Annotated in this window: 19 protein-coding genes; 5 read left to right on the top strand and 14 right to left on the bottom strand. The window is 69.0% G+C overall.

Annotation, left to right across the window (positions count from 1 at the left end):
* The 7 genes from SBP02_RS15950 to SBP02_RS15920 all read right to left on the bottom strand — a co-directional run bounded on the left by SBP02_RS15950 (nt 1) and on the right by SBP02_RS15920 (nt 8,504).
* Nucleotides 1-1,149 carry an efflux RND transporter periplasmic adaptor subunit gene (locus SBP02_RS15950; RefSeq protein ID WP_318643178.1) on the bottom strand — a complete coding sequence of 383 codons (1,149 nt, stop codon included), beginning with the start codon at nt 1,147-1,149 and terminating at the stop codon, nt 1-3.
* 233 nt (nt 1,150-1,382) lie between these two features.
* Nucleotides 1,383-3,014 carry a methyl-accepting chemotaxis protein gene (locus SBP02_RS15945; RefSeq protein WP_318643176.1) on the bottom strand — a complete coding sequence of 544 codons (1,632 nt, stop codon included), beginning with the start codon at nt 3,012-3,014 and terminating at the stop codon, nt 1,383-1,385.
* A gap of 166 nt (nt 3,015-3,180) precedes the next feature.
* Nucleotides 3,181-4,275: a DUF1513 domain-containing protein gene (locus tag SBP02_RS15940; RefSeq protein ID WP_318643174.1), complete on the bottom strand. Its 1,095-nt coding sequence runs from the start codon at nt 4,273-4,275 to the stop codon at nt 3,181-3,183.
* A gap of 12 nt (nt 4,276-4,287) precedes the next feature.
* The gene (locus tag SBP02_RS15935; protein WP_318643172.1) at nt 4,288-5,349 is read right to left on the bottom strand and encodes an imelysin family protein; all 1,062 of its coding nucleotides are present in this window, start codon (nt 5,347-5,349) and stop codon (nt 4,288-4,290) included.
* 10 nt (nt 5,350-5,359) lie between these two features.
* On the bottom strand, nt 5,360-6,784 hold the full coding sequence (locus SBP02_RS15930) for a di-heme oxidoreductase family protein (protein WP_318643170.1): 1,425 nt from the start codon (nt 6,782-6,784) through the stop codon (nt 5,360-5,362).
* Between the two features lie 202 nt (nt 6,785-6,986).
* The gene (locus SBP02_RS15925; RefSeq protein WP_318643168.1) at nt 6,987-8,315 is read right to left on the bottom strand and encodes an imelysin family protein; all 1,329 of its coding nucleotides are present in this window, start codon (nt 8,313-8,315) and stop codon (nt 6,987-6,989) included.
* Between the two features lie 45 nt (nt 8,316-8,360).
* The gene (locus tag SBP02_RS15920; RefSeq protein ID WP_318643165.1) at nt 8,361-8,504 is read right to left on the bottom strand and encodes a hypothetical protein; all 144 of its coding nucleotides are present in this window, start codon (nt 8,502-8,504) and stop codon (nt 8,361-8,363) included.
* A 29-nt stretch (nt 8,505-8,533) separates the two neighbouring features.
* Here SBP02_RS15920 and SBP02_RS15915 point away from each other — a divergent pair, with 29 nt between their 5' ends.
* On the top strand, nt 8,534-9,106 hold the full coding sequence (locus SBP02_RS15915) for a LemA family protein (RefSeq protein ID WP_318643163.1): 573 nt from the start codon (nt 8,534-8,536) through the stop codon (nt 9,104-9,106).
* 3 nt (nt 9,107-9,109) lie between these two features.
* Nucleotides 9,110-10,006 (top strand): GIDE domain-containing protein, encoded by an 897-nt coding sequence (locus SBP02_RS15910; RefSeq protein WP_404824339.1) that lies wholly within the window; start codon nt 9,110-9,112, stop codon nt 10,004-10,006.
* Between the two features lie 78 nt (nt 10,007-10,084).
* Here SBP02_RS15910 and SBP02_RS15905 read toward each other — a convergent pair whose 3' ends face one another.
* The 4 genes from SBP02_RS15905 to SBP02_RS15890 all read right to left on the bottom strand — a co-directional run bounded on the left by SBP02_RS15905 (nt 10,085) and on the right by SBP02_RS15890 (nt 14,346).
* On the bottom strand, nt 10,085-12,148 hold the full coding sequence (locus SBP02_RS15905) for a putative bifunctional diguanylate cyclase/phosphodiesterase (protein ID WP_318643161.1): 2,064 nt from the start codon (nt 12,146-12,148) through the stop codon (nt 10,085-10,087).
* 394 nt (nt 12,149-12,542) lie between these two features.
* Nucleotides 12,543-13,124 (bottom strand): superoxide dismutase, encoded by a 582-nt coding sequence (locus SBP02_RS15900; RefSeq protein WP_318643159.1) that lies wholly within the window; start codon nt 13,122-13,124, stop codon nt 12,543-12,545.
* 206 nt (nt 13,125-13,330) lie between these two features.
* A complete protein-coding gene (locus SBP02_RS15895; protein ID WP_318643157.1) occupies nt 13,331-13,933 on the bottom strand; it encodes a LysE/ArgO family amino acid transporter in 603 nt (200 codons plus the stop codon).
* Nucleotides 13,934-13,938: 5 nt separating this feature from the next.
* On the bottom strand, nt 13,939-14,346 hold the full coding sequence (locus tag SBP02_RS15890; protein WP_318643156.1) for an ACT domain-containing protein: 408 nt from the start codon (nt 14,344-14,346) through the stop codon (nt 13,939-13,941).
* Nucleotides 14,347-14,443: 97 nt separating this feature from the next.
* On the opposite strand from SBP02_RS15890, the gene SBP02_RS15885 reads away from it, so the two are divergent.
* A complete protein-coding gene (locus SBP02_RS15885) occupies nt 14,444-15,340 on the top strand; it encodes a LysR family transcriptional regulator ArgP (protein WP_318643154.1) in 897 nt (298 codons plus the stop codon).
* Here the strand turns inward: SBP02_RS15885 and SBP02_RS20995 are convergent.
* Together SBP02_RS20995 and SBP02_RS15875 are read right to left on the bottom strand one after the other, a co-directional pair.
* Nucleotides 15,337-17,271 carry a methyl-accepting chemotaxis protein gene (locus SBP02_RS20995; RefSeq protein ID WP_318643152.1) on the bottom strand — a complete coding sequence of 645 codons (1,935 nt, stop codon included), beginning with the start codon at nt 17,269-17,271 and terminating at the stop codon, nt 15,337-15,339. The genes SBP02_RS15885 and SBP02_RS20995 overlap by 4 nt on opposite strands.
* A 251-nt stretch (nt 17,272-17,522) precedes the next feature.
* Nucleotides 17,523-18,581 carry a saccharopine dehydrogenase family protein gene (locus SBP02_RS15875; RefSeq protein WP_318643150.1) on the bottom strand — a complete coding sequence of 353 codons (1,059 nt, stop codon included), beginning with the start codon at nt 18,579-18,581 and terminating at the stop codon, nt 17,523-17,525.
* A gap of 167 nt (nt 18,582-18,748) precedes the next feature.
* On the opposite strand from SBP02_RS15875, the gene SBP02_RS15870 reads away from it, so the two are divergent.
* A complete protein-coding gene (locus SBP02_RS15870) occupies nt 18,749-19,741 on the top strand; it encodes an NAD-dependent epimerase/dehydratase family protein (protein WP_318643148.1) in 993 nt (330 codons plus the stop codon).
* Nucleotides 19,742-19,748: 7 nt separating this feature from the next.
* Here SBP02_RS15870 and SBP02_RS15865 read toward each other — a convergent pair whose 3' ends face one another.
* Entirely contained in the window at nt 19,749-20,048 is a 300-nt protein-coding gene (locus SBP02_RS15865; RefSeq protein ID WP_318643146.1) for a hypothetical protein, read from the bottom strand.
* A 244-nt stretch (nt 20,049-20,292) separates the two neighbouring features.
* Here SBP02_RS15865 and SBP02_RS15860 point away from each other — a divergent pair, with 244 nt between their 5' ends.
* Nucleotides 20,293-21,138 carry an ATPase gene (locus tag SBP02_RS15860; protein ID WP_318643144.1) on the top strand — a complete coding sequence of 282 codons (846 nt, stop codon included), beginning with the start codon at nt 20,293-20,295 and terminating at the stop codon, nt 21,136-21,138.
* Nucleotides 21,139-21,143 lie beyond the last annotated feature (5 nt).

The following is a 21,143-nucleotide window of genomic DNA, read 5'->3' as shown; positions in this document are numbered from 1 at the left end:
CTACTGCGCGCCGCCGGTCTGGCTGTTCGTTGCGAGGGCCGGGTCGGCGACGATGGCGACGTGGGCGCCGTTGTCCAGTTTCAACTGGCCGGCGGTGACCACCTGTTCGCCGGCCTCGAGGCCCTCGAGGATCACCACCTGACCGTCACGGCGCTCGCCGGTCTCGACGAAGCGCCGTTGCACCGCCAATTGGGGTTGGCCTTGGTCGTCCTTCAGCACCTCGCCGTCTTCGCCCTTGCGCTCGCCGATCACGTACACCGAGTTGCCGTACAGGGTGTAGGTGATGGCGGTTTCCGGTACCAGAATATGCTGCGGCTCACCGGGCAGCAGCACTTCCAGGTTGGCGAACATACCCGGCAGCAGTTTGTCGTCCGTGTTGTCCAGGGTGGCGCGTACCTGCACGTTGCGGGTGCTGGCTTCGACCTTGGGGTTGATCGCGTCGATCCGGCCCTCGAACACCTCGCCCGGGTAGGCGGCGACACTGAAGCGCACGCGCTCGCCGAGGGCCAGCCTGGGCACGGCCTGCTCGGGCAGGAAGAAGTCGACGAACAGGGTCGACAGGTCCTGCAGGGTGGCGATGGTGGCGCCGGGCGACAGGTAGTCGCCGACATCCACCTGGCGGATGCCGATGGTGCCGGAGAAGGGCGCGAGGATGCGCTTCTTCGCCAGCTGCGCGCGCAGCTGGGCGACGCTGGCGTTGGCCTTCTGCAGCTCGGCGGAGAGACGGTCGAACTCGCTCTTGGAGATGTTCGAGCGGCTGACCAGGCTGCGGCCGCGTTCGAACTCGACCCGCGCCAGGCCCAGCTCGGCCTCGGCGGTGGCCAGGCTGGCGCGCTCGACCTCGCTGTCCATCTGGATCAGCGCCTGGTCCCGCGCGACCTTCTCGCCGGAGCGGAACAGCACCTCGCGCACGGTGCCGCCGACTTCCACGGTCAGGTCGACGCCCTGGAAGGCCTTGAGTGTGCCGATGGCCGGCAGACGGCTCTGCCAGGGGCGTGCTGCGGCGGTGGTGGCCGACACGCCGATGGCCGGCTGCGGCGCCGAGAATTGCTGGATTTGTTGGTAGATGGTGAAGCCTTTGTAGGCGGCGAGGGCGAGCACCACGAGGGCGACGACGCCCAGCATGATGAGCATGCGGCGCAGCAACATATTCCGGTTCCTTGGCAGGGCTGATTGGGCCTGGGAATAGGCAAGAGAGCGACCATAGACCCAAGGCGCGGGCAAGTCAAAAGGGCGCATTTGCAAAAGATTGCGAGCGCCTGTTCTGGCAACGGAGTGTTCGAGCTATCGACGCAATTGCCGGTCGATAGTGGCATTTTGCTGCGCGGTGGGCACCGGCGGAGGGGAGGGGGCGCCGCTGCGGGCCGCAGCGGCGCCGGCAGTCAGGACTGGAGGCGCTGGGTCACCTCGCCGAGCTGGGCGGACAGGCTGTGCAGGTGCTGGCTGGCGGCCTCGGTGCGCTGGACGTTCTCCTGGTTGGTGGTGGCGATCGCGGTGATCTCGGTGAGGTTGCGCGAGATGTCTTCGGCCACCGAGGTCTGTTCCTCGGCGGCGGTGGCTATCTGCCGGTTCATGTCGCGGATCGCCTCCACCGCGGCGGTGATGCGCTGCAGCATGGCGCCGGCCTCGGTGACCTGGGTGACGCCTTCCTCGCTGCGGTTCTGTCCGCTTTCGATGGCGCGTACCGCGTTCACCGCGCCGCTCTGCACCGTGTCGATGATCTGGTGGATCTCCGCGGTGGACTCGGCGGTGCGCTGGGCCAGGGTGCGCACCTCGTCGGCGACCACGGCGAAGCCGCGGCCCTGTTCGCCGGCCCGGGCGGCTTCGATGGCGGCGTTGAGGGCCAGCAGGTTGGTCTGCTCGGCGATACCGCGGATCACCTCCAGGACCTTGCCGATGCGCCCGCTATCGGCTTCCAGGCGGCGGATCACCTCGGCGGTATTGGCGATCTCGCCGCGCATGCCGGTGATGGTCTCGATGGTGGCACGCATCACCTGCTCGCCCTGCTGGGCGGAGTGGTCGGCATCGTCCGCGGCGTGGGCCGCTTCGGCGGCATGGCGGGCCACTTCCTGGGCGGTGGCGGACATCTCGTGCATCGCCGTGGCGACCTGATCGGTGCGCGAGAACTGCTCGCGCGAGCCCTGGGACATCAGCGTGGCGATGGCGTTGAGCTCGCCGCTGGCGCCGTCCAGGTCGGCGCTGCCGCGCTGCAACTGGGCAAAGGTGTCGGCGAGAAAGTCGCGCAGGGTGTTGGCGGCGCCGGCCAGGTGGCCGAGCTCATCCTGGCGGCTGGCGTCGACCCGTTGACCCAGGTTGCCGCGGCTGAGCTGGCCGATGTGCTCGATCAGCCTGCGAATCGGCTCGACCAGGTTGCGATTGACCAGCCACAGGCTGAACAGGCCGATCAGCAGGCTCGACAGCAGCAGCACCGCCAGGCCGAGTTGTGTCGTGCGCGCGGCCGCGTTGCTGATGGCCGCTGACTGGCTCAGGCCGCGTTGGCTGAGCCGCTCGACCAGGGCGCTCATCTGCTCGCTGGCGCCGCGGTCGATGCCCTTGACCGCGGCATCGCCGACCGCCGCGTCGGCGCCGGCGGCGACGAAGGCGGCATGGCCCTGGCGGTAGGCCTCACCCATGCTGCGGTGCTCGCTGCGCAGGCGTTCGACCTGGTTCTTCAGCTCGGGGTCCTGTTGTTCGCCGGCGACCTGCAGCAGCTCGCCGAGGATCTCCTGCACCTTGCCTTCCTGGGCCTGGAACTGGCGCCAGTACTTGTCCAGGTCGGCGGGGTTCTTGCCACGCAGCAGGACGTTCTTCCACTCCTGCACCTGTACCTTGAACTCGAGGTTGGCGCCGTCCACCAGACGCGAGGCGTGCAGGGTGCCGCCGACCAGCTCGCGGTAGGACTGCACGCCGCTGGAGAGGAAGGAGAAGCAGGCCAGGGCGATCAGCAGGATCAGCAGCAGGCTGCCGCCGAGCAGGGTGAGGAACTGGGCGCGCAGGGAGCGTTGCAAGGGCATGGGTCGGGGTCTCGAGTCAGCGGATGGAGGTCGGTAGCCGCGGCGTCCAGGCTAGCGGGGAAACATGACATCCATGTGACGTAGAACGAGGTGCGGGACCTGCGTCTGGCTATCGGCAGGTCGCGGCCAGGCTTGAGTGGTTTTGCTGCGGAATCCCGGGCGGCACCTAGGCCAGGCGCAGGTGGTTGTCCCACAGACCGGCCGGTAGCTGCAGCGGGCGGCTGGCGATGTGGGCCGTTCGGCAATCGAACAGGCGGCAGCGGGCGACCCCGGAGCTGACCACGAAGCCCTCGGCCACCGCGCCGACGCCGGCGCAGTCGGGCAGGGGGGTGTCCAGGCGCAGGGCGCCGCTGTCCAGGTCCCAGATGAAGAAGCGGTTGCCGCGCGGGGCGGTCAGGGCCAGCAGGCGCAGTTCGCTGTGGATCGCCAGGCTGGCGGTGTACTGGTTCATGGCCAGGCGCTGGGGCTCGCCCAGGGGAAAGGCCTGGAAGGCCTGGCCCGGTCGCTTGATCGCCAGCAGGGGGGCGTTGTCGTCGGCCGCCCCCATGTACTGCTGGCCACTGACGATGGTGCCGTCGCTGGCCACCGCGAGGTGGCGCACGCTGTTCTGCCGTTCGGACAGTTGCTCCTTGCTCAGCAGGCTACCGTCGCGCGCCAGCAGTACCAGGCTGGACGCCATGGCATCGAGGTTCATCTCCACCCGGCTGTCGGCCTCGGTGCGGATGCCGCCATTGGCCACCACCAGGGTCTCGCCGTCGGGCAGCCACAGCAGCTGATGCGGGCCGACGCCGTGGCTGGACAACTCGCCGTTGCGCTGCAGCTGGCCGTCCTGCAGGCGGTAGCGGCCTATCACCCCGCGGCCGGGCTCGCCGGTGTCGTTCTCGGTGGCATACAACCACTCGCCGTCCCTGTGGAACACCGCGTGACCGTAGAAGTGCCGCTGCGCCGGTGCGTTCAGGGTCTGCAGCAGGCGCCCGTCGCGGGTGTCGATCAGGTAGCTCTGGGTGCTCGGCCGGCGGCCGACGAACAGCGCCAGGGGCCGCTGCGGGTGGGGCACCACGTCGTGGCAGCGCTCGCCGACCTCGGTGGCGAAGGCCCGGCTGCCGTCCAGGCGATAGCCGACGGCATAGTGGCGGCCGTCGCCGTCGTCGCGGGCGGACAGCAGCAGGGGCGGGTGGCCGTTGCCGATCAGCCGCCAGCCGCCGAGGGCGCCGGCGGCCAGGGCCGCGGCGCCGAGGCCGAGGAAGGTTCTGCGTTGCATGGCGTGATGGCCTCAGTCGCCGTCGTGGGCGTTGAAGCCCAGCTGGATGCCCAGGGCCTTGGCCAGCTCCGCCTCGTGCAGGCGATGCAGGCTGTCCAGGCTGTCGTACAGCGCGTTCAGCTCGGCGCGGCCGGCGTCATCGGCGAGCAGTTCGCCGAGCGGGCGCTGCTGGGCGGCGATGCGCTGGCGGGTGTCGGCATAGGCGTCGTCGATGCGCTGGCCGAGGGCCTGGTGCTTGCCGGCGAGCAGCTGCTGCAGGCCATCGTTCTCGACGCCTCGCCAGAGACGCTCGGCGCCGGCGAGGGTGGCGGCCAGGCTGGCCAGGCTGGCATTGCTGCGCCAGGCCTCGGCCTGGTAGGGCTGAGGCTGGCCCTTGGTCTGCCGGCCGAGCGGGGTGCCGAGCTTCTTCTTCAGGCCATCGAGGGCGCTGACCTGGGTGCGCAGCAACTCGGCCACGGCCTCGCCGGCGTCGGCGAAGCGATCGTTGGGGAACTCGCGCAGCTGTGCGGCCATGCCGTCGGCGGCCTGCCACTGCGCCAGCATGTCTGCCGCCAGGTTCTGCTGGTGCTGGCCGACGGCGGTGAGCAGCGGGCAGTAGCGCGCGCGTTGCTGGGCATCGTCGAGGTCGATGGCGGCATCGAACAGCAGGTATTCGTAGGCCGTCAGGCCCTGGACCACCACACTGGACTTGTCCAGGTCGGCGGGGCTCAGCTGTGGCTTGCGCTCGAGCAAAGCGCCCACTTGGCGCGCCACCAGGTTCTTCTTGTCCGGCCAGAACTGCACCTGCCAGGCACGGTTGCCCTCGGCCAGGGGGCCGATCAGCATGGGTTGCAGTCCGGCCCAGGCGCTCTGGGCGGCGAGGAAGGCCTGGCGGGCATCGCCGAGGCCCTGCTGACCGCTGCAGAAGGCCTGGGCGCTGGCGGCCAGCTGGCGGTCGGTTTCGGCCCAGCTGCCGTAGGCCGGCAGCAGCACGCCGTCGGTCAGCGCGACGCTGACCCGCTGCTGCGGGTCGCTGGGTGAGCATGCCGCCAGTGCCAGGCTCAGCAGGGCGAGAGTGAAGGACGAGCGGATCATGAACGGCTCCTTACAGCGAGTTCAGGAAGGCCAGCAGCGCGGTGCGCTGCTCGGCGTCGAAGGTGAGGACCTGTTGCCGCGCGGCCTCGGCCTCGCCGCCGTGCCAGAGGATGGCCTCCAGCAGGTTGCGGGCGCGGCCGTCGTGGAGGAACTGGGTATGGCCGTTGACCGTTTCGGTCAGGCCGATGCCCCATAGCGGTGGCGTGCGCCACTCGCGGCCCGAGGCGAGGAACTCGTTGCGCTCGTCGGCCAGGCCGCTACCCATGTCGTGCAGCAGCAGGTCGCTATAGGGGCGGATGGTCTGGTTGGCCAACTCGGGTTCGGCGGCGTCCGCCGCGGTGGTGAACTTCGGGGTGTGGCAGCGCTGGCAACCGGCCTGGAAAAACAGCCCCTTGCCGGCCAGCACCTGGGCATCCTCGACCCGGCGCCGCGCCGGCACGCCCAGGTTGCGGCTGTAGAACAGCACGCTGGCGAGGATGCTGTCGCTGACCTCCGGCGCGCCACCGTCGGGGGCGGCGCGACAGTCGGCCTGCCGCTCGCTGCAGTCATCGGCGGGCACCAGGGCGCTGGTCAGGCCCATGTCGCCGGCGAAGGCGTGGGCGTTCTGCTGGTTGAGGTTGGGCTGCCCGGCCTTCCAGCCGAAGCGGCCGAGCACGGTGCGCTGCAGGGCGTCGTCCCAGACCCGGTTGGGCCGGCCGGAAATGCCGTCGCCGTCTGCGTCCTCGGGGTCGGCGTTGGCCAGCAGTGCGGCCTCCGGAATGGCCTCGAGCAGTCCGAGGCCGATCATCGGCGGGGCGATGCGTGGGGAGAACTGCGTATCCGGGTGCAGCGGGCCGTAGCCGAGCTGGCTGATCTGCAGGCTGGGGCGGCGCAGTTCGACCTCGTGGCCGTCGGCGAACTTGACTGTCTGCGGGCTGTAGCTCACGCGTACCTTGCCCTCGGCGGCGACCCCGGGGTTGGCCATATCCTGCAGCTGGCCGCCGTAGGTCGGCTCGGGCAGCACGCCCAGGCGCTTCAGCGTTTCGGCATGCTCGGCACCGGCCGGCAACGACAGGCGCACCAGCAGTGAGGTGGCGCTGAGGGCATCGGCTTCGGGGGGATGACCACGGCCGTCCTTGATGTGGCAATTCTGGCAGGCGTTGGTATTGAACAGCGGGCCCAGGCCGTCGCGCGCGGTGGTGGTCGCGGGGGCCGTCACCCAGGGGTTACGGAAGAAGCTGTTGCCCACGCTGAAGTCCAGGCGCCGTGATGGCGAGAGATTGGCCGCAGGCAGGGAGTAGGCATTGTGGTCGGTCTTGAACACCGTGGCGCTGCCGCCGGAGAGGGCCTCGCCGGGCTCGGCCTGGGTGAAGCGGGGCGCCTGGTCGCAGGCCGTCAGGGCACAGGCGAGCAGGATGCACGGTAGGGCGGGCAGGCGGGGCAGGGGGGCACGCATCGAACGGGTCCGCGGCAGCAGAATCGGGCGGGCAATCTTAACAGCCCGGCCCGTGTTAAATAAGAGCGATTTGCGTTTGTTGTGCGGGCGAATGGTCGCACCCCATAAGCGGACCAGCCGCGATGATGCCCTGCTGAGGCAACCGCGGACGAAAAAAGCCGATGCGCCCGGAGACGCATCGGCTTGGTGTTGCCGCGCCGGCTTAGAACTGGTGGTCGGCGGTGTCCGGGTTGAGGTCGCTGATGCCCAGCTTGCCGGCGGCCTGCTCGATGGCGCCGGTCTGCGCCACCAGGGCGGCGATGGCGTCGCGCACGATCTGCTGGCCGGCGGCGTTGTCGGCGGCGATCAGCTGGTCGAAGTGCTGGTCGTTTTTCTCGGCGCTGTCGACCAGGGCCTGCAGCTTGGCCTCGGTGGTTTGCAGGTCGCTCTGCAGGGTGCTGTCGGCCTGGGCGTCGACCTTGGCGAGCAGGGCGGACAGGCTCGGGCCGCTCAGGGTGCTGCCGTCGACCTTGCGGTACTCGCCGAGGTAGACGTTGCGGATGCCCTTGGCGTTGTAGAAGTGCGAGTTGTGGGTGTTGTCGCTGAAGCAGTCGTGCTCGTCCTCGGTGGAGTTGGCCTCCAGGGCGACCTTCATGCGCTCGCCGGCCAGTTCGCCGAGAGACAGGCTGCCCATGCCGAACAGCATCTTGCGCAGGCCGTTCTCGGGCGACTCGGCCTCCAGGCTGGCGCGGTAGTTGTCGGCCACGCCCGGCTGCCACTGGCCGACCATCTCGTCCAGGTCGGCGACCAGCAGTTCGGTGGCGGCCTTCAGGTAGGCGCGGCGACGCTCGTTGTGGCCGCCGGTGGCGCCTTCGCCGACCAGGAAGTCGCTGGCCGGACGCTCACCGGCCCCCGGGTTGCTGCCGTTGAGGTCCTGGCCCCAGAGGAGGAACTCGACGGCATGGTAGCCGGTGGCGACGTTGGCTTCCGAGCCGCCCAGCTCGTTCAGGCTGGCGAGCAGTTCCGGGGTGATTTCGGCTACGTCGAGCTGGTCTTCGCCCAGCTGGATCTGGCTGTTGGCGATGATATTGGCGGCCGCGCCCGGGTTGCCCAGGGCGTGCTGGTAATCGGCGGCGACGTAGTCGATCAGGCCTTCGTCCAGCGGCCAGGCGTTGAGCTGGCCTTCCCAGTCGTCGACCACGGCATTGCCGAAACGGAACACCTCGCTCTGCATGTAGGGCACGCGGGCGGCCAGCCAGGCCTCGCGAGCCGCCTGCAGGGTGGCCGGGGTCGGGGCGGCCAGCAGTGCGTCGATGGCGACCTGCAGGGCCTTGCCGGTGCTCGCCGCGTCGCTGAACACGGCCAGCGCCAGGTCGGCGTAGTGGCTGACCACGGCCTTGCCGGCGGCTTCGTCGATCGTGCCGACCTTGGCTACCGCCGCGGTGGCGGCGGGGACGGCAGCTTGCGTGGCAGGGGCCTGGTCTTCGCCGCAACCGGCGAGGGAAATGGCGATGGCCAGCAGGCTGGCGGAAGCCAGGGGCATACGAATCATGACGACATCCTTTGCGTAATAAGTGAGAGACATGAGCGATTGCGCTCAGAGAAGTCGCAACATAATGCGAAAGATTTGCATTAAGCGCAAAGGAATATTGCGCTGCGCCGGCACAAAAGCCGTGCGCCGCGTCTGCGCCTGCCGCCCGGGATGCCGGTAGAATGCCGGCTCGCATCCTTTGTCGATCATCACGGCCCGTCGTTATGGAGAACAACCCCATGAGCCTCAGCAGCGTCGCTACTCTCGTCATCCTGATCCTGGCCGCCGCCTATGCGGTGATCCTCTACAACGGCCTGGTGCGCCTCAAGCACGGGGTCGGCAAGGCCTGGGCCAATATCGATGTGCTGCTCAAGCAGCGCCATGAGGAGTTGCCCAAGCTGGTGGAGACCTGCAAGCAATACATGCAGCACGAGCGCACCACCCTGGAGCGGGTGATCGCCGCCCGCAGCGCCGTGGCCAGCGCCCGCGAACAGCATGACGTGGGCGCCCTGGGCAAGGCCGAGAGTGGCCTGCGCGCCGGCCTGGGCCAGCTGTTCGCCCTGGCCGAGAACTATCCGGACCTCAAGGCCAACGACAGTTTCCAGCACCTGCAGCAGCGCATCAGCGGCCTGGAGAACGGCATCGCCGATCGCCGCGAGCTGTACAACGAGGCAGTCAACCTGAACAACGTGCGCATCGAGCAGTTCCCCGACGTGCTGCTCGCCCGTTTCTTCGCCTTCAAGAGTGCCGAGCTGTTGCAGTTCAGCGAGGCGGAGAAGGCCGACGTCGACCTCAAGACCCTGTTCGGCTGAGCCGTGGCGATCGAGGAATTGCTGTTCGGCCTGGCCCTGAGCCTGGCCGCGAGTGTCGGCGGTGCCTGGTGGGGCCTGCGCCGCCTGAGCCAGGCGCGCCACCTGCTGGACACGCCGACCTCGAAGATCCGCTCGGCGGCCCAGGGCTACGTCGAGTTCTACGGCGTGCTGCAGGAGCAGGCCGATACCGTGATAGTCGCCCCCCTGACCGGCAAGCCCTGTCTGTGGTGGCGCTTCAAGATCGAGGAATACCAGTCCAGCGGCAAGAGCCGCAGTTGGCGGGTGGTCGAGAGCGGTCGCAGCGAGGGCTGGCTGCTGCTGGGCGACGGCACCGGCCAGTGCCTGATCGATCCGCGGGGCGCCGAGGTGCGGCCCTCGACCCGCGAGGTCTGGCGCGGCAACCTGCGCCACCCGCGCGGCGTGGCCAAGGGCGGCTGGATGGCCTGGCTGGACGGCGGCAAGAGCTACCGCTACACCGAGGAACGCCTGCACAGCGGCCAGCCGCTGTACGCCATCGGTGAATTCCGCAGCAGTGGCGGCGGCCGCCAGGGCCTCGACCTGGACGCGGCACAGGGGGCGGTGATCCGCGAATGGAAGGGCGACTTCGCCGGCCTGCTGCAGCGCTTCGATAGTGATCGCAACGGTCGGCTGGACGAGCAGGAGTGGAACCGCGTGCGCCTGGCTGCGCAGCTGGAGGCCGAGGATCGCCATCGGCAGACCAGCCAGCGGCCGGCACAGCATCACATGGGCAAGCCGCGGGAGGCGCAGCCCTTCATTCTCGCTAGTGCCGGGGAAGACGAGCTGGCGCGGCAGTTCTACTGGCAGGCTACGGGAGGCGCACTGCTGTGCCTGGCCGGCGCGTTGGCAACCGCCTGGTTGCTGGGCGGCACCCTGGCCTGAGCGAACGGCCTGGGGCACCCGGGGCAGGGCGGCGCTGGTGCATCGCGCGTGGACGCGAACGAGCCCGCCGGGCGGCAGTCAGAGCGTGGCGGGGTTGGCCACGGTCGCGAGGCGGCGGGACTGCTTGAGGAACTGGGTCAGCTCGCGGGAGGGCAGGGGCTTGCTGTACAGGTAGCCCTGCCCCTCATGGCAGCCCTGGGCGATGATGTAGCTCTCCTGCTCGGTGGTTTCCACCCCTTCGGCGATCACCTGCATGCCCAGGCTGGTGCCGAGCTGGATGATGGCGCGCACTATGGTGGCGTCGTCTTCGTCGTCCATCAGGTCCTGCACGAAGCTCTTGTCGATCTTCATCTTGTCCAGTGGCAGGCTCTTGAGGTAGCTCAGCGAGGAGTAGCCGGTACCGAAGTCGTCGATGGCGATCAGCGCGCCGGAGCGGCGCAGGCTCAGCAGGTGCTGGGCGGCGGTGGTGATGTCTTCCATCAGGCCAGTCTCGGTGACCTCCAGCTCGAGGCTGCGCGAGGGCAGGCGATAGACCTGCATCAGGTTGTTGACCACCCGTGGTAGTTCGGCGTGGTGCAGTTGCACGGTGGACAGGTTGACGGCCATGCGCAGCTCGTTGAAGCCCAGGTCGTGCCACTCGCGCAGCTGGCGGCAGGCCTGGTCGAGCACCCATTCGCCGATCGCGATGATGGTGCCGTTCTGTTCCGCCAGGGGAATGAACAGGTCCGGCGGGATCAGGCCGTGTTGCGGATGCAGCCAGCGCAACAGGGCCTCGACGCCGACCACCCGGTGGTCGCGGTAATCCACCTGGGGTTGGTAGACCAGGCTGAACTGCTGCAGGGTCAAGGCTTCGCGCAGGTCCTTTTCCAGCTCCCGGCGCCGCCGCATCTCGCTGTCGACGCTGGCGATGTAGAACTGGTAGCGATTGCGCGAACGGGTCTTGGCCAGGGTCATGGTCTGTTCGGCTTTTTGCAGCAGCTTCTCGGTGTTGTCGCCGTCTTCCGGGAACAGGGTGATGCCGATGGTGGCCCGCAGGCGCACCTCCTGCTCATCGAAATGGAACGGGGCCTCCAGATTGTCCAGCACGCTCTGCGCCAGCTCGGCGGCTTCATAGGGCTGCTCGATGTCGGCCTGGACCAGGGCGAACTGATCGCCGCCCAGGCGGGCCAGGGCACCGAGGCGGCCGCTGTGGCTGCGCAGGCGGTCGGACAGGGCCAGCAGCAGCTGGTCGCCGGTCTGGTAGCTGAACTGTTCATTGACCCCCTTGAAGTCATCCAGGCCGACGCACAGCACGGCCACGCGGCGCTGCCGACGGCCGGCCTCCTCGAGGATCTGGTCGAGCTGCTGCTGCAGCTGCTGGCGGTTGGGCAGGCCGGTGAGGAAGTCGTGCTGGGCCATGCGCAACAGGCTGTCTTCCGCCTCGCGGCGCAGGTGGGTGTTGCGCTCGATGGATTCCAGCAGCTGGTTGGCGGTGCTGATCCACAGCCCCAGCTCGTTCTTCTCGTTGCCCTTGAGCATGGGCAGCTTGTGTTCGCTGGGGCGATCGGGGTTGATGCGGCTCAGGTGGTCGATGATCTTCGACAGGGGCTTGGTCAGCAGCAGGTGATAGACCAGGTACAGCACCAGGCCCATGGCCAGGGCGCGCAAGACGCCGGAGATGAAGATGATCACCGAGCTGGTGATGAAGTTCTGGCCATAGAGCGCGGTGTCGAGGGTGATCTTGAGGTCGCCGTAATACTCGCTGTAGGGCGCACGACCGACCAGGCGGGTGGTGAAGCTCTGCTCCTCGCCGAGGATCGGGTCGGTCAGCCAGCGGGTCGGCAGGGCCAGGGGCTCGCGCTCGCGTTCCGCGAGCATCGGTTCGTCCGGGTGGCCGATGGCCGCCATGCGCACCGAGTCGTGCTGGAACAGGCCCTCGACGACCTGCAAGCCCATCTCGCGGTCCAGGCTGTAGACCGCCTGGGTCGAGGGGTCGCGGAACATGCCGAGAATCCGCTGGGCATCGTTGGCCACGGCCTGGCGCGCTTTGTACACGTCGAAGACGATCTGTGCGCAGCTCAATACCACGCCTACGGCCAGGGCCGAGAGCAGCACCACGCGCAGCAGCTTCAATGACAGGCTGTTCCGGAGTTCCAGCTTCAAATGGCGATTCCTTGTGCGATGCGCGAGGCGTCAGACCGGTGTGAGTATTGGCAAACTCGGGTTGGCCGTCAAAGGGCCATTATCACGAGTCGCTCGCAGTCGGGCGATGCCGCGGCCGCAGGCTTGCCTTGTTGTGTTCTTGTATTGTGTCGGTGCGATGACGGGAGAACTTGAGGGGCAACGGTGCCACAGCCGCGCCATTGCGTCATCTCGATTAGTCGATAGTTGCAGGGGCTGGGGCGTGCGCATCTATCGAGCCGCTGAGGGATTCGGCGCACTCGGGTGGATGGGCCGAGTGGATCGTTGGCGTCGGTGCGGAAGTCCGGCCGGGGCATTCCATAGAACGCAAAAAACCCGGCATTCGGCCGGGTTTTTTGTGCGCGCGGGCGCGGTCTTAGGCAGCGTAGTTCTTGGCTACGAAGTCCCAGTTGACCAGGTTCCAGAACGCCTCGACATACTTCGGACGCAGATTGCGGTAGTCGATGTAGTAGGCGTGCTCCCACACGTCGCAGGTCAGCAGCGGGGTGTCGCCGCTGGTCAGCGGGCAGCCGGCGCCGATGGTGCTGGCCAGGGCCAGGGAGCCGTCGGCCTTCTTCACCAGCCAGCCCCAGCCGGAGCCGAAGGTGCCGATGGAGACCTTGCTGAACTCTTCCTTGAACTTGTCGAAGGAACCGAAGGCCGCGTTGATCGCGTCGGCCAGGGCGCCGGTCGGCTGGCCGCCGCCGTTCGGGGTCATGCAGTTCCAGTAGAAGGTGTGGTTCCAGATCTGCGCGGCGTTGTTGAAGATGCCGCCCGAGGAGGTCTTGACGATCTCTTCCAGGGTCTTGCCTTCGAACTCGGTGCCCGGCACCAGGTTGTTCAGGTTCACCACGTAGGCGTTGTGGTGCTTGCCGTGGTGGTATTCCAGGGTCTCGGCGGAAATGTGCGGTTCGAGGGCGTTCTTCTCGTACGGCAGCGGCGGCAATTCGAAAGCCATGGTCTATCTCCTACTCAGGTCAGGTGCGGTGTGCGCGAGGCCGTTCACGGGCGGCCGGACAAGCGGCGTGAGTTTCTACTCCTTGGCGCCGCAGACCCGGGATCATAGCACCGGGGGCGGGGCATAACCACGCAGCAACTGTGTGGAAAAGCTCGCGCCAGGGCCTTGTGCCGGTACGGCCCCGGCATGCGGGAGGGCTGCCTGACTCAGCGGGCGAACAGCAGCTGCGCGGCGATGGCGAACATCATCGCCGCAACACCCAGTTCGATCAGCCGCCAGGTCGCCGGGCGCGCCAGCCAGGGGGCGAGCCAGGCCGCGCCGAGGGCCAGGCCGAGGAACCAGAGCAGCGAGGCGCTGGCCGCTCCCAGGGCATAGGCGCCGGGCATCGGCTGCTGGGCACCGAGGGAGCCGATCAGCAGCACGGTGTCCAGGTACACGTGGGGGTTGAGCAGGGTCACGGCCAGGGCCGCCAGCAGTACCCGGCGCCGCGAACGCGGGACGCCCTGGCCGCTGGCGTCCAGGGCCTGCGGGTTCCAGGCGCGGCGCAGTGCCTGGGCGCCGTACCAGAGCAGGAAGGCGGCGCCGCCCCAGCGGGCGATGCCCAGCAGCAGCGGACTCTGGCTCAGCGCCGCGGCCAGGCCGAACACTCCGGCGCTGACCAGCAGGGCATCGCAGAGGATGCACAGCAGGGCCACTGGCACATGGTGCTCGCGGCGCAGGCTCTGGGCCAGGACGAAGACGTTCTGCGTGCCGATCGCCATGATCAGGCCGAGGGCCACCAGCAGGCCGTTGCTGTAGCTCTGCCACATGCCGGTCACTCCGGGGTCGCCGTAGCCGCCAGGGCCAGGAGGGTGGACAGGGCACGCTCGGCCCGTTCGACGGGCACGAACAGGTGGTCGTGGTAATAGCCGGCCACCACGTTGCAGCTCACCCCGGCGCGGGCCAGGGCCGCGGAGAAGGAAGCGGTCAGGCCCACCGCGGCCAGGGAGGAGTGCACGCGCAGGGTGATCCAGGCCGCGACGTAGTCGTAGCCCAGGCCCCGGGCGTCGGCCTGGGCACGGGGGAGCACCAGGGTCAGGCCTTCGCCCTCGCGCATGCTGGCGACCGGTTCCAGTCCCTGGCAATCGGCGCCCTGGGGCAGGCTGCAGAAGACGTATTGGCCAGGGTTCAGTTGCGGTTCCATGCTTTGCAGCAGGCGGTATAGATCGGTTTCGCCGGACATGACGGGCTCCTCGGACAGCGGTGGGGTGTGGCCAGTCTGGAGCCTTCGGTTGTATAAGGAAAATACATGATGCTGATGTCTCATTAGGAAAACTGATTTGTTCGACTACAAGTTGCTGGCCGCCCTGGCGGCGGTGGTGGAGCAGGCCGGCTTCGAGCGGGCTGCCCAGGTGCTCGGGTTGTCGCAGTCGGCGGTGTCGCAGCGGATCAAGCTGCTCGAGGCGCGGGTCGGCCAGCCGGTGCTGGTGCGCGCCACGCCGCCGGCGCCCACCGAGATCGGTCGGCGCCTGCTCAACCATGTGCAGCAGGTGCGTCTGCTCGAGCGCGACCTGCAGGGCCAGGTGCCGGCCTTGGACGAGGGCGGCCTGCCGGAGCGCCTGCGCATCGCCCTCAACGCCGACAGCCTGGCCACCTGGTGGGGCGGCGCGGTGAGCGAGTTCTGTGCCGAGCAGGGGGTGTTGCTGGACCTGGTGGTGGAGGACCAGGACGTCGGCCTCAAGCGCATGCGCGCCGGCGAGGTGGCCGCCTGCGTGTGCGCCGCCGAGCGCCCGGTGGCCGGGGCCCGCTCCCTGCCGCTGGGGGGCATGCGCTACCGGGCGCTGGCCAGTCCGGGGTTTCTCGCCCGGCACTTCCCGGACGGCGTCCAGGCGCAGCGCCTGGCGCGGGTGCCGGCCATCGTCTTCGGCCCGGACGACCTGCTGCAGCATCGCTACCTGGCCAGCCTCGGCGTGGAGGGGAGCTTCGTCCACCACCTCTGTCCGTCCTCCGAGGGCTTCGTGCGCCTGGCCTGCGCCGGGTTCGGCTGGGGGTTGGTGCCGGAGCTGCAGGTCGAGCGCGAGCTGGCCGCGGGGACGCTGGTGGAGGTCCTGCCCGAACGGCCGCTGGATGTGCCGCTGTACTGGCATCACTGGCGCAATGGCGGTGAGCTCCTGGCGACGCTCACCCGCCACCTGGAGCGGGCGACCCGCGCCCGCCTGGTGCGCCCGGTCGACTAGAGACGGAAGTGCGCCACCAACTGCTCCTGGCTGCCGGCTAGCGTGCGCAGCTGTTCGCCGCAGTCGCGGGTGTGGGCGGCGGTTTGGCGGTTTTCCCCGGTCATCTCGTGCAGCTGGTGCATGTGCTGGTTGACCTCGGCGGTGGTCGCCGCCTGTTGCTCGGCGGCCGCGGCGATCTGGAAGGCCAGGGCGTGCACGCCCTGCAGCGAGTCATCCAGACGCCCGAGCGAGCCGAGCACCGCCTGGGTCTCGTCCTCCAGGCCCTGGGCCTGTGCGCTGGCGCCCTGCATGCGGGTCAACGCCTGGCTGGCGGAGTCGCCGAGGGCGTCGATGATCGGCACTATCTCCTCGGTGGCGCTGCGGGTACGCAGGGCCAGGTGACGGACCTCGTCGGCCACCACGGCGAAGCCGCGGCCCTGCTCGCCGGCGCGGGCGGCCTCGATGGCGGCATTGAGGGCGAGCAGATTGGTCTGCTCGGCGATGCCGCGAATCACCGCGAGCACCGCGCCGATCTGCTGGCTGTTGCCGGCCAGGGTATGCACCACCCGGTCGGCTTGGCGCAGGCCGTCGAGCAGCTGGTCCTGGCGGCCGATCATGTGCTGCAGGGTGGCCTGCATGGCGGCGAAGGCTTCGCGGGCGGCGGCACTGCCGTCGGCGCTCTGGCTGGCGTTGGCGGCGATCTCCTGCACGGTGGCGGCCATCTGGTCGACCGCGCTGACCACCAGCTCCAGGGCTTCCTGCTGCTGGTCCAGGCGGCTGCTGGTCTGCCCGGCGGCGCCGAGGATGTCGCCACTGGCCGCGCCCACCGCCTGGCTGGCCTGACGCAGCCGCGCGATCACCTCGCGCCAGGCCGTGGCCATGTCCTGCAGGGCCTGCATCAGGCCGCCGTGGGCGGCGCCGTCGCCCGCCAGCTGCAGCTCGCCGGCCGCCAGGCGCCGCGCCAGGGCGGCCATGCTGCTCGGCTCGCCGCCCAGCGGGCGCATCACGCTGCGGCTGATCAGCCAGGTGGCCAGGGCCACTGCGGCGATGGTCAGCAGGGCGAGGGTTAGCAGTTGCCACAGCAGGGCGCGTACCGGGGCGAAGGCCTGGTCCTGGTCCATCTCGGCGATCAGGGCCCAGCGTTGCCCGGCGAAGGCCAGGGGGACGAAGGCCTTGAGCGCCGGGCGGCCGTCCAGGCCGGCTTCGCTCAGGCGCCCCTGTTCGCCCTGCAGCGCGCGGACGATGGCGGCGCCGGCGAGCGGCGCGGCCGGGTGCGCGGCGCGCTCGACTCGCTGCCCCTCGACGCGCACCGAGTCGGAACGCAGGCGTAGGTCGCCGCCCACCAGATAGGTTTCTCCGGCGTCACCGAGGCCCTGGCGCGTCTGCATCACCTCGTTCAACGGGGCGAGCGGCAGCTCCAGGGCCAGCAGGGCTATGACCTCGTGCTCAGTGATGATGGGGGCGACCAGGAACTGGCTCGGCTCGCCGGTTTGCGGGTTGACCGCCAGGTCGCCGATGAGTGCCCGGCGTTCGTTCAGGCTGGCCTGCACCAGATGCGCCAGGGGCGAGTCGCGTCCGGCGTCGGCGTCGCGCTGCACGCCGAAGATCTGCTGACCATCGCCGGCGATCAGCTTGAGGTCGCGGAAGCCGAAGGTCTCGATGAAGTTCTCGAAGATCGGCCGGTCGTAGTTGGCTGCGCTGATCAGCGCGTTGCGGTCGAGGCCCTGGTAGTTGCCGGCGAGGTTGGCGGCCAGGCTGCTGAGCTGGTTGTGGCGGGACTGCCAGCCGTCCAGTAACTGGCGTTGTTTGATATTCGCTACGGCCTCCAGGGTGTTCAGCGTTTGCTCCCTGAGTGTCTGGCTGGCCTGCTGGTAGGCCATGAAGGCCATGAGCAGCACCGGTATCAGGCCGATTGCCAGGTAGCTGAGCACGAGTTTGAGGCGTAGGGGCATGTCCTGGAACTCCGCGGGTAGAAGGGTGACAGAGGGGGCGTGATGTTGAATATTCTGCAAGAAGCGTGCGAAGTAATTTACGAGCGTCAATAAAAACGAGCGCGGGTGCGTCAGAAGCGCCGCGCGGCCCGGTAACCGGGCGTGGTCAGGGGGGCGAGATGGCGGGTTCAGGGGCAGCGGACAGCCCGTTCGTGCCGTCGCTCGGCGCGGTTGGGTAACGCCGGCCCGGGGTGGGCCGGAGTTGGTGCGGCTCAGGAAACGAGGATCTGCCCCGAGTCGGGCAGGCGCTCGACGCAGCGTGCGCCCAGCAGTTGCGAGGGGGTGAAATAGCCGCCGGGGCCCCGGTAGCCGAGCAGGTGACGCAGGGCCAGGAGCACGCCATGCACCGTCACCGTGTAGCCGTTGGCCGTCTCCAGGCGGGCGCTCCTGACCTGGCCGTCGGCGTTGCGCACCTCGCCCCAGAGCCAGCTGCGGTGACGCTCGCGGCGGGGCAGGTCGGGCCCGCGGACGCGCCGTTCGAGCAGGCGGGCGAGCCAGTCCTGCAGGCGTGGCTGCCCGAGCAGCGGGCGCAAGGGATCGAGCAGGCGCATGCCGACGGCCAGGGCTGTCGGCGCCGGCAGGTAGACCTCGACATTGCCGATGCCGGTGGAAAAGTAGGCGGTCGCCACGTCGCCCCAGGGGATGGTCACGGCCGGCTTGGGACCGCGGCCGAAATCGATACGACGGCGCTTGAAGCCCAGCGGTACCGGGGTGATGAAACCGTCGCGGCGCACCCGGCCGCCCAGGGGGAGCCCCTGGAGCAGGGTCCTGGCGGTGCCCGGCGACAGTCCCCCGCCCGTGTCGAAGCCCAGCGTCAGCTGCTCGGCATCCGGCAGCGCCTGCTGCAGGCAGACGGCCAGGCAGTCGCTGGGGAGCACGTCGAAGCCGACCCCGGGGCAGATCACCAGGCCTTGCTCGCGGGCCTTCTGGTCGAAACCATGGGCCGTCTCGAATACGTCGATTTCGCCGGTGATGTCCAGGTAGTGGCTGCCGCTGGCCAGGCAGGCCGCGAGCATGGGCAGGCTGGTGGTGGAGAAGGGGCCGGCGCAGTGGGCGACCACCGCGACGTCGGCCAGCGCCTCGTGCGCCCGTTCGGGGTGCTGCAGGTCGAAGATCCGGCACTCCAGACCGAGCCGGCTGCCCAGGGCATGCACCGCCGCCGGGTTGCGTCCGGCCAGTATCGGCTTGAGCCCCTGGCGCTGTGCCTCGCGGGCCAGCAGGTGGCCGGTGTAGCCATTGGCGCCGTAGATCATCCAGGGTCGTGTGGCCATGCGGGGCTCCTGTCGCGGGCAATGGCTAATAGCGTAGCCGCTATCGCCGCAGCAGCCGCAATTGCCGGCCGGGGGGCGCAGGGCCGCCGTTCTGGCCGGCTCCGACAGGGCGCACCCGCCACGGCGCTGCTAGAGTGCGCCTCTGGACGACAGCAGGGGGCGGGGCAATGAAGATTCTGGTTACCGGGGCAAGCGGTTTCATCGGCGGCCGTTTCGCCCGGTTCGCCCTGGAGCAGGGCCTCGCGGTGCGGGTCAACGGGCGCCGGGCCGAAGGCGTGGAGCACCTGGTCAAGCGTGGTGCCGAGTTCGTCCAGGGCGATCTGGGCGATGCCGAACTGGCTCGGCGGCTGTGCCACGACGTCGAGGCGGTGGTGCACTGCGCCGGCGCGGTGGGCGTGTGGGGGCGCTATGAGGATTTCCACCGGGCCAATGTGCAGGTGACCGAGAATATCGTCGAGGCCTGCCTGAAACAGCAGGTGCGGCGCCTGGTGCACCTGTCGTCGCCGTCCATCTACTTCGACGGCCGGTCCCATGTGGCGATCCGGGAAGAGCAGGTGCCCAAGCGCTTCTTCGACCATTACGGCAAGACCAAGTACCTGGCCGAGCAGCGGGTGTTCGGCGCCCAGGAGTTCGGCCTGGAGGTGCTGGCGCTACGGCCGCGCTCGGTCACCGGGGCCGGCGACACCAGCATCTTCCCACGGCTGATCAACATGCAGCGCAAGGGGCGCCTGGCGATCATCGGCAACGGCCTGAACAAGGTCGACTTCACCAGCGTGCACAATCTCAACGACGCCCTGTTCGCCGCCCTGCTGGCCGCCGGCCCGGCCTTGGGGCGGGCCTACAACATCAGCAACGGTGCGCCGGTGCCGCTGTGGGATGCGGTCAACTATGTGCTGCGCGGCCTCGGCCTGCCGCCGGTGAGCCGGCACCTGCCCTATGCCCTGGCCTATGGCGCGGCGGCGCTCAACGAGGGCGCCTGCCGACTGCTGCCCGGGCGTCCCGAGCCGACCCTGTTCCGCCTGGGCGTGGCGATGATGGCCAAGGACTTCTCCCTGGATATAGGGCGCGCTCGCGAATACCTCGACTACGACCCCCAGGTCAGCCTGTGGACGGCGCTGGATGAGTTCTGCCAGTGGTGGAAGGCCCACCACCCCGGCTGAGGGACGCTCAGGCGTGGATGCGCTGGCCGCGATAGATGCGCTGCGAGGCGCGGGACGGACGCTCGGTCGCGGCGCCGTCCTGGGCGGCTTGCGCCGCCTGCCCGGCGCCTGGGGTGAAGGGCTGGTCGCTGTAGCGTGCCAGGCGCTGGCCGAGTCGGCGGGTGTCCTCATCGTTCGAGCCGAGGCAGGCGGCGAGCATGGCGCCGACCGCATCGGCCTGGCTCAGGCGGATGTCCAGCGCCAGCTCCTCGCGCAGGCGGCGGCGCAGGCTCTTCATGCAGTCCAGTATCTCTCGGTTGAGTTCCATGCTCGGTTTCCTGTCGATTGACGCTGGGCGGAATGCCCTTTGTCGTGCCGGTCGCTCTCGGGACCGAGCAAGCGGCGTACCAGGTCACCGCGTGGCGTCACTGCGGGCCGGGCAGGCAGCGGGTGGACGAAGGCACGCGCCCAAGTGGTGCGCGCTGCACCGGCAAGGCGCGACGCTGAAGCCGGGCGTGCGAAACGTTATACTGCGCGGCACTTCGCTTCCCGCGTTTCTTGAAGGTTTACCCATGCGTAACGATGCTCACGACGAACTCGATCATGTGCCCAGCCTGACCCCCGAGCGGGATCGCGATGAATTCGAGGCCGATCACTCCGAGCCGGCGCGCACGCCGGCCTATGGCCGCGGCGCCGCGGCGGCCCCCGCCAAGGGTGGCAGCACCGGGCCGTTGTGGGCCCTGGTCGGCGCGCTGACCATAGCCCTGGGCGGACTCGCCTGGTGGAGCTTCCAGCAGATCAACCTGATGGAGCAGCAGCTGGTGGCCACCCAGGAAAGCTTCGCCCGCATCAGCGAGGAGGCGGCCGGGCGCATCCAGGACATCTCCGGCAAGGTGGTGGCCACCGAGTCGACCGTGACCACCGGCAGCGAGGCGCTGAAGCTGCAGGTCAAGCAGTTGGAGAGCCGCCTGGCCGAGCTGAACAAGCAGCAGCAGGGCGTCGCCGGCCAGTCCAGTGGCCAGGACAAGCGCCTGGAGCAGCTGGCCGCCGAGCTGAAGAGCCAGCAGGGCGCAACCGGCCAGTACGATGCCGCGTTGAAGAAGCTCGGCGGTGAACAGGCGGCGCTGAAGGCCGAGCTGGCGTCCCTCAAAGGCGCCCAGAATGGCCTGGGCAAGCTCGAAGGCCAGCTCAAGAGCCTCAATGAGGAGGTCGCCGCGCTGAAGAAGATCGGCAACCCGAACCAGGCCATCGCTCGCCTGGAGCAGGACATCCTGGTGCTCAAGAGCGACCTGGAGAACCGTCCGGCGCCGAAGAGCAACACCGCCGAGTTCGATGCCTTCCGCGCGCAGATGACCCGCAACATCAGCACCCTGCAGGCGCAGATCCAGAACCTGCAGGCGCAGATCGACGCCCGCTGATCGGC

Source organism: Pseudomonas benzenivorans (genome assembly GCF_033547155.1).
GTDB classification, from domain to species: Bacteria; Pseudomonadota; Gammaproteobacteria; order Pseudomonadales; family Pseudomonadaceae; genus Aquipseudomonas; species Aquipseudomonas benzenivorans_B.
Note: the sequence above shows the minus strand (reverse complement) of the source record. Positions and strands in the feature narration are given on the sequence as shown.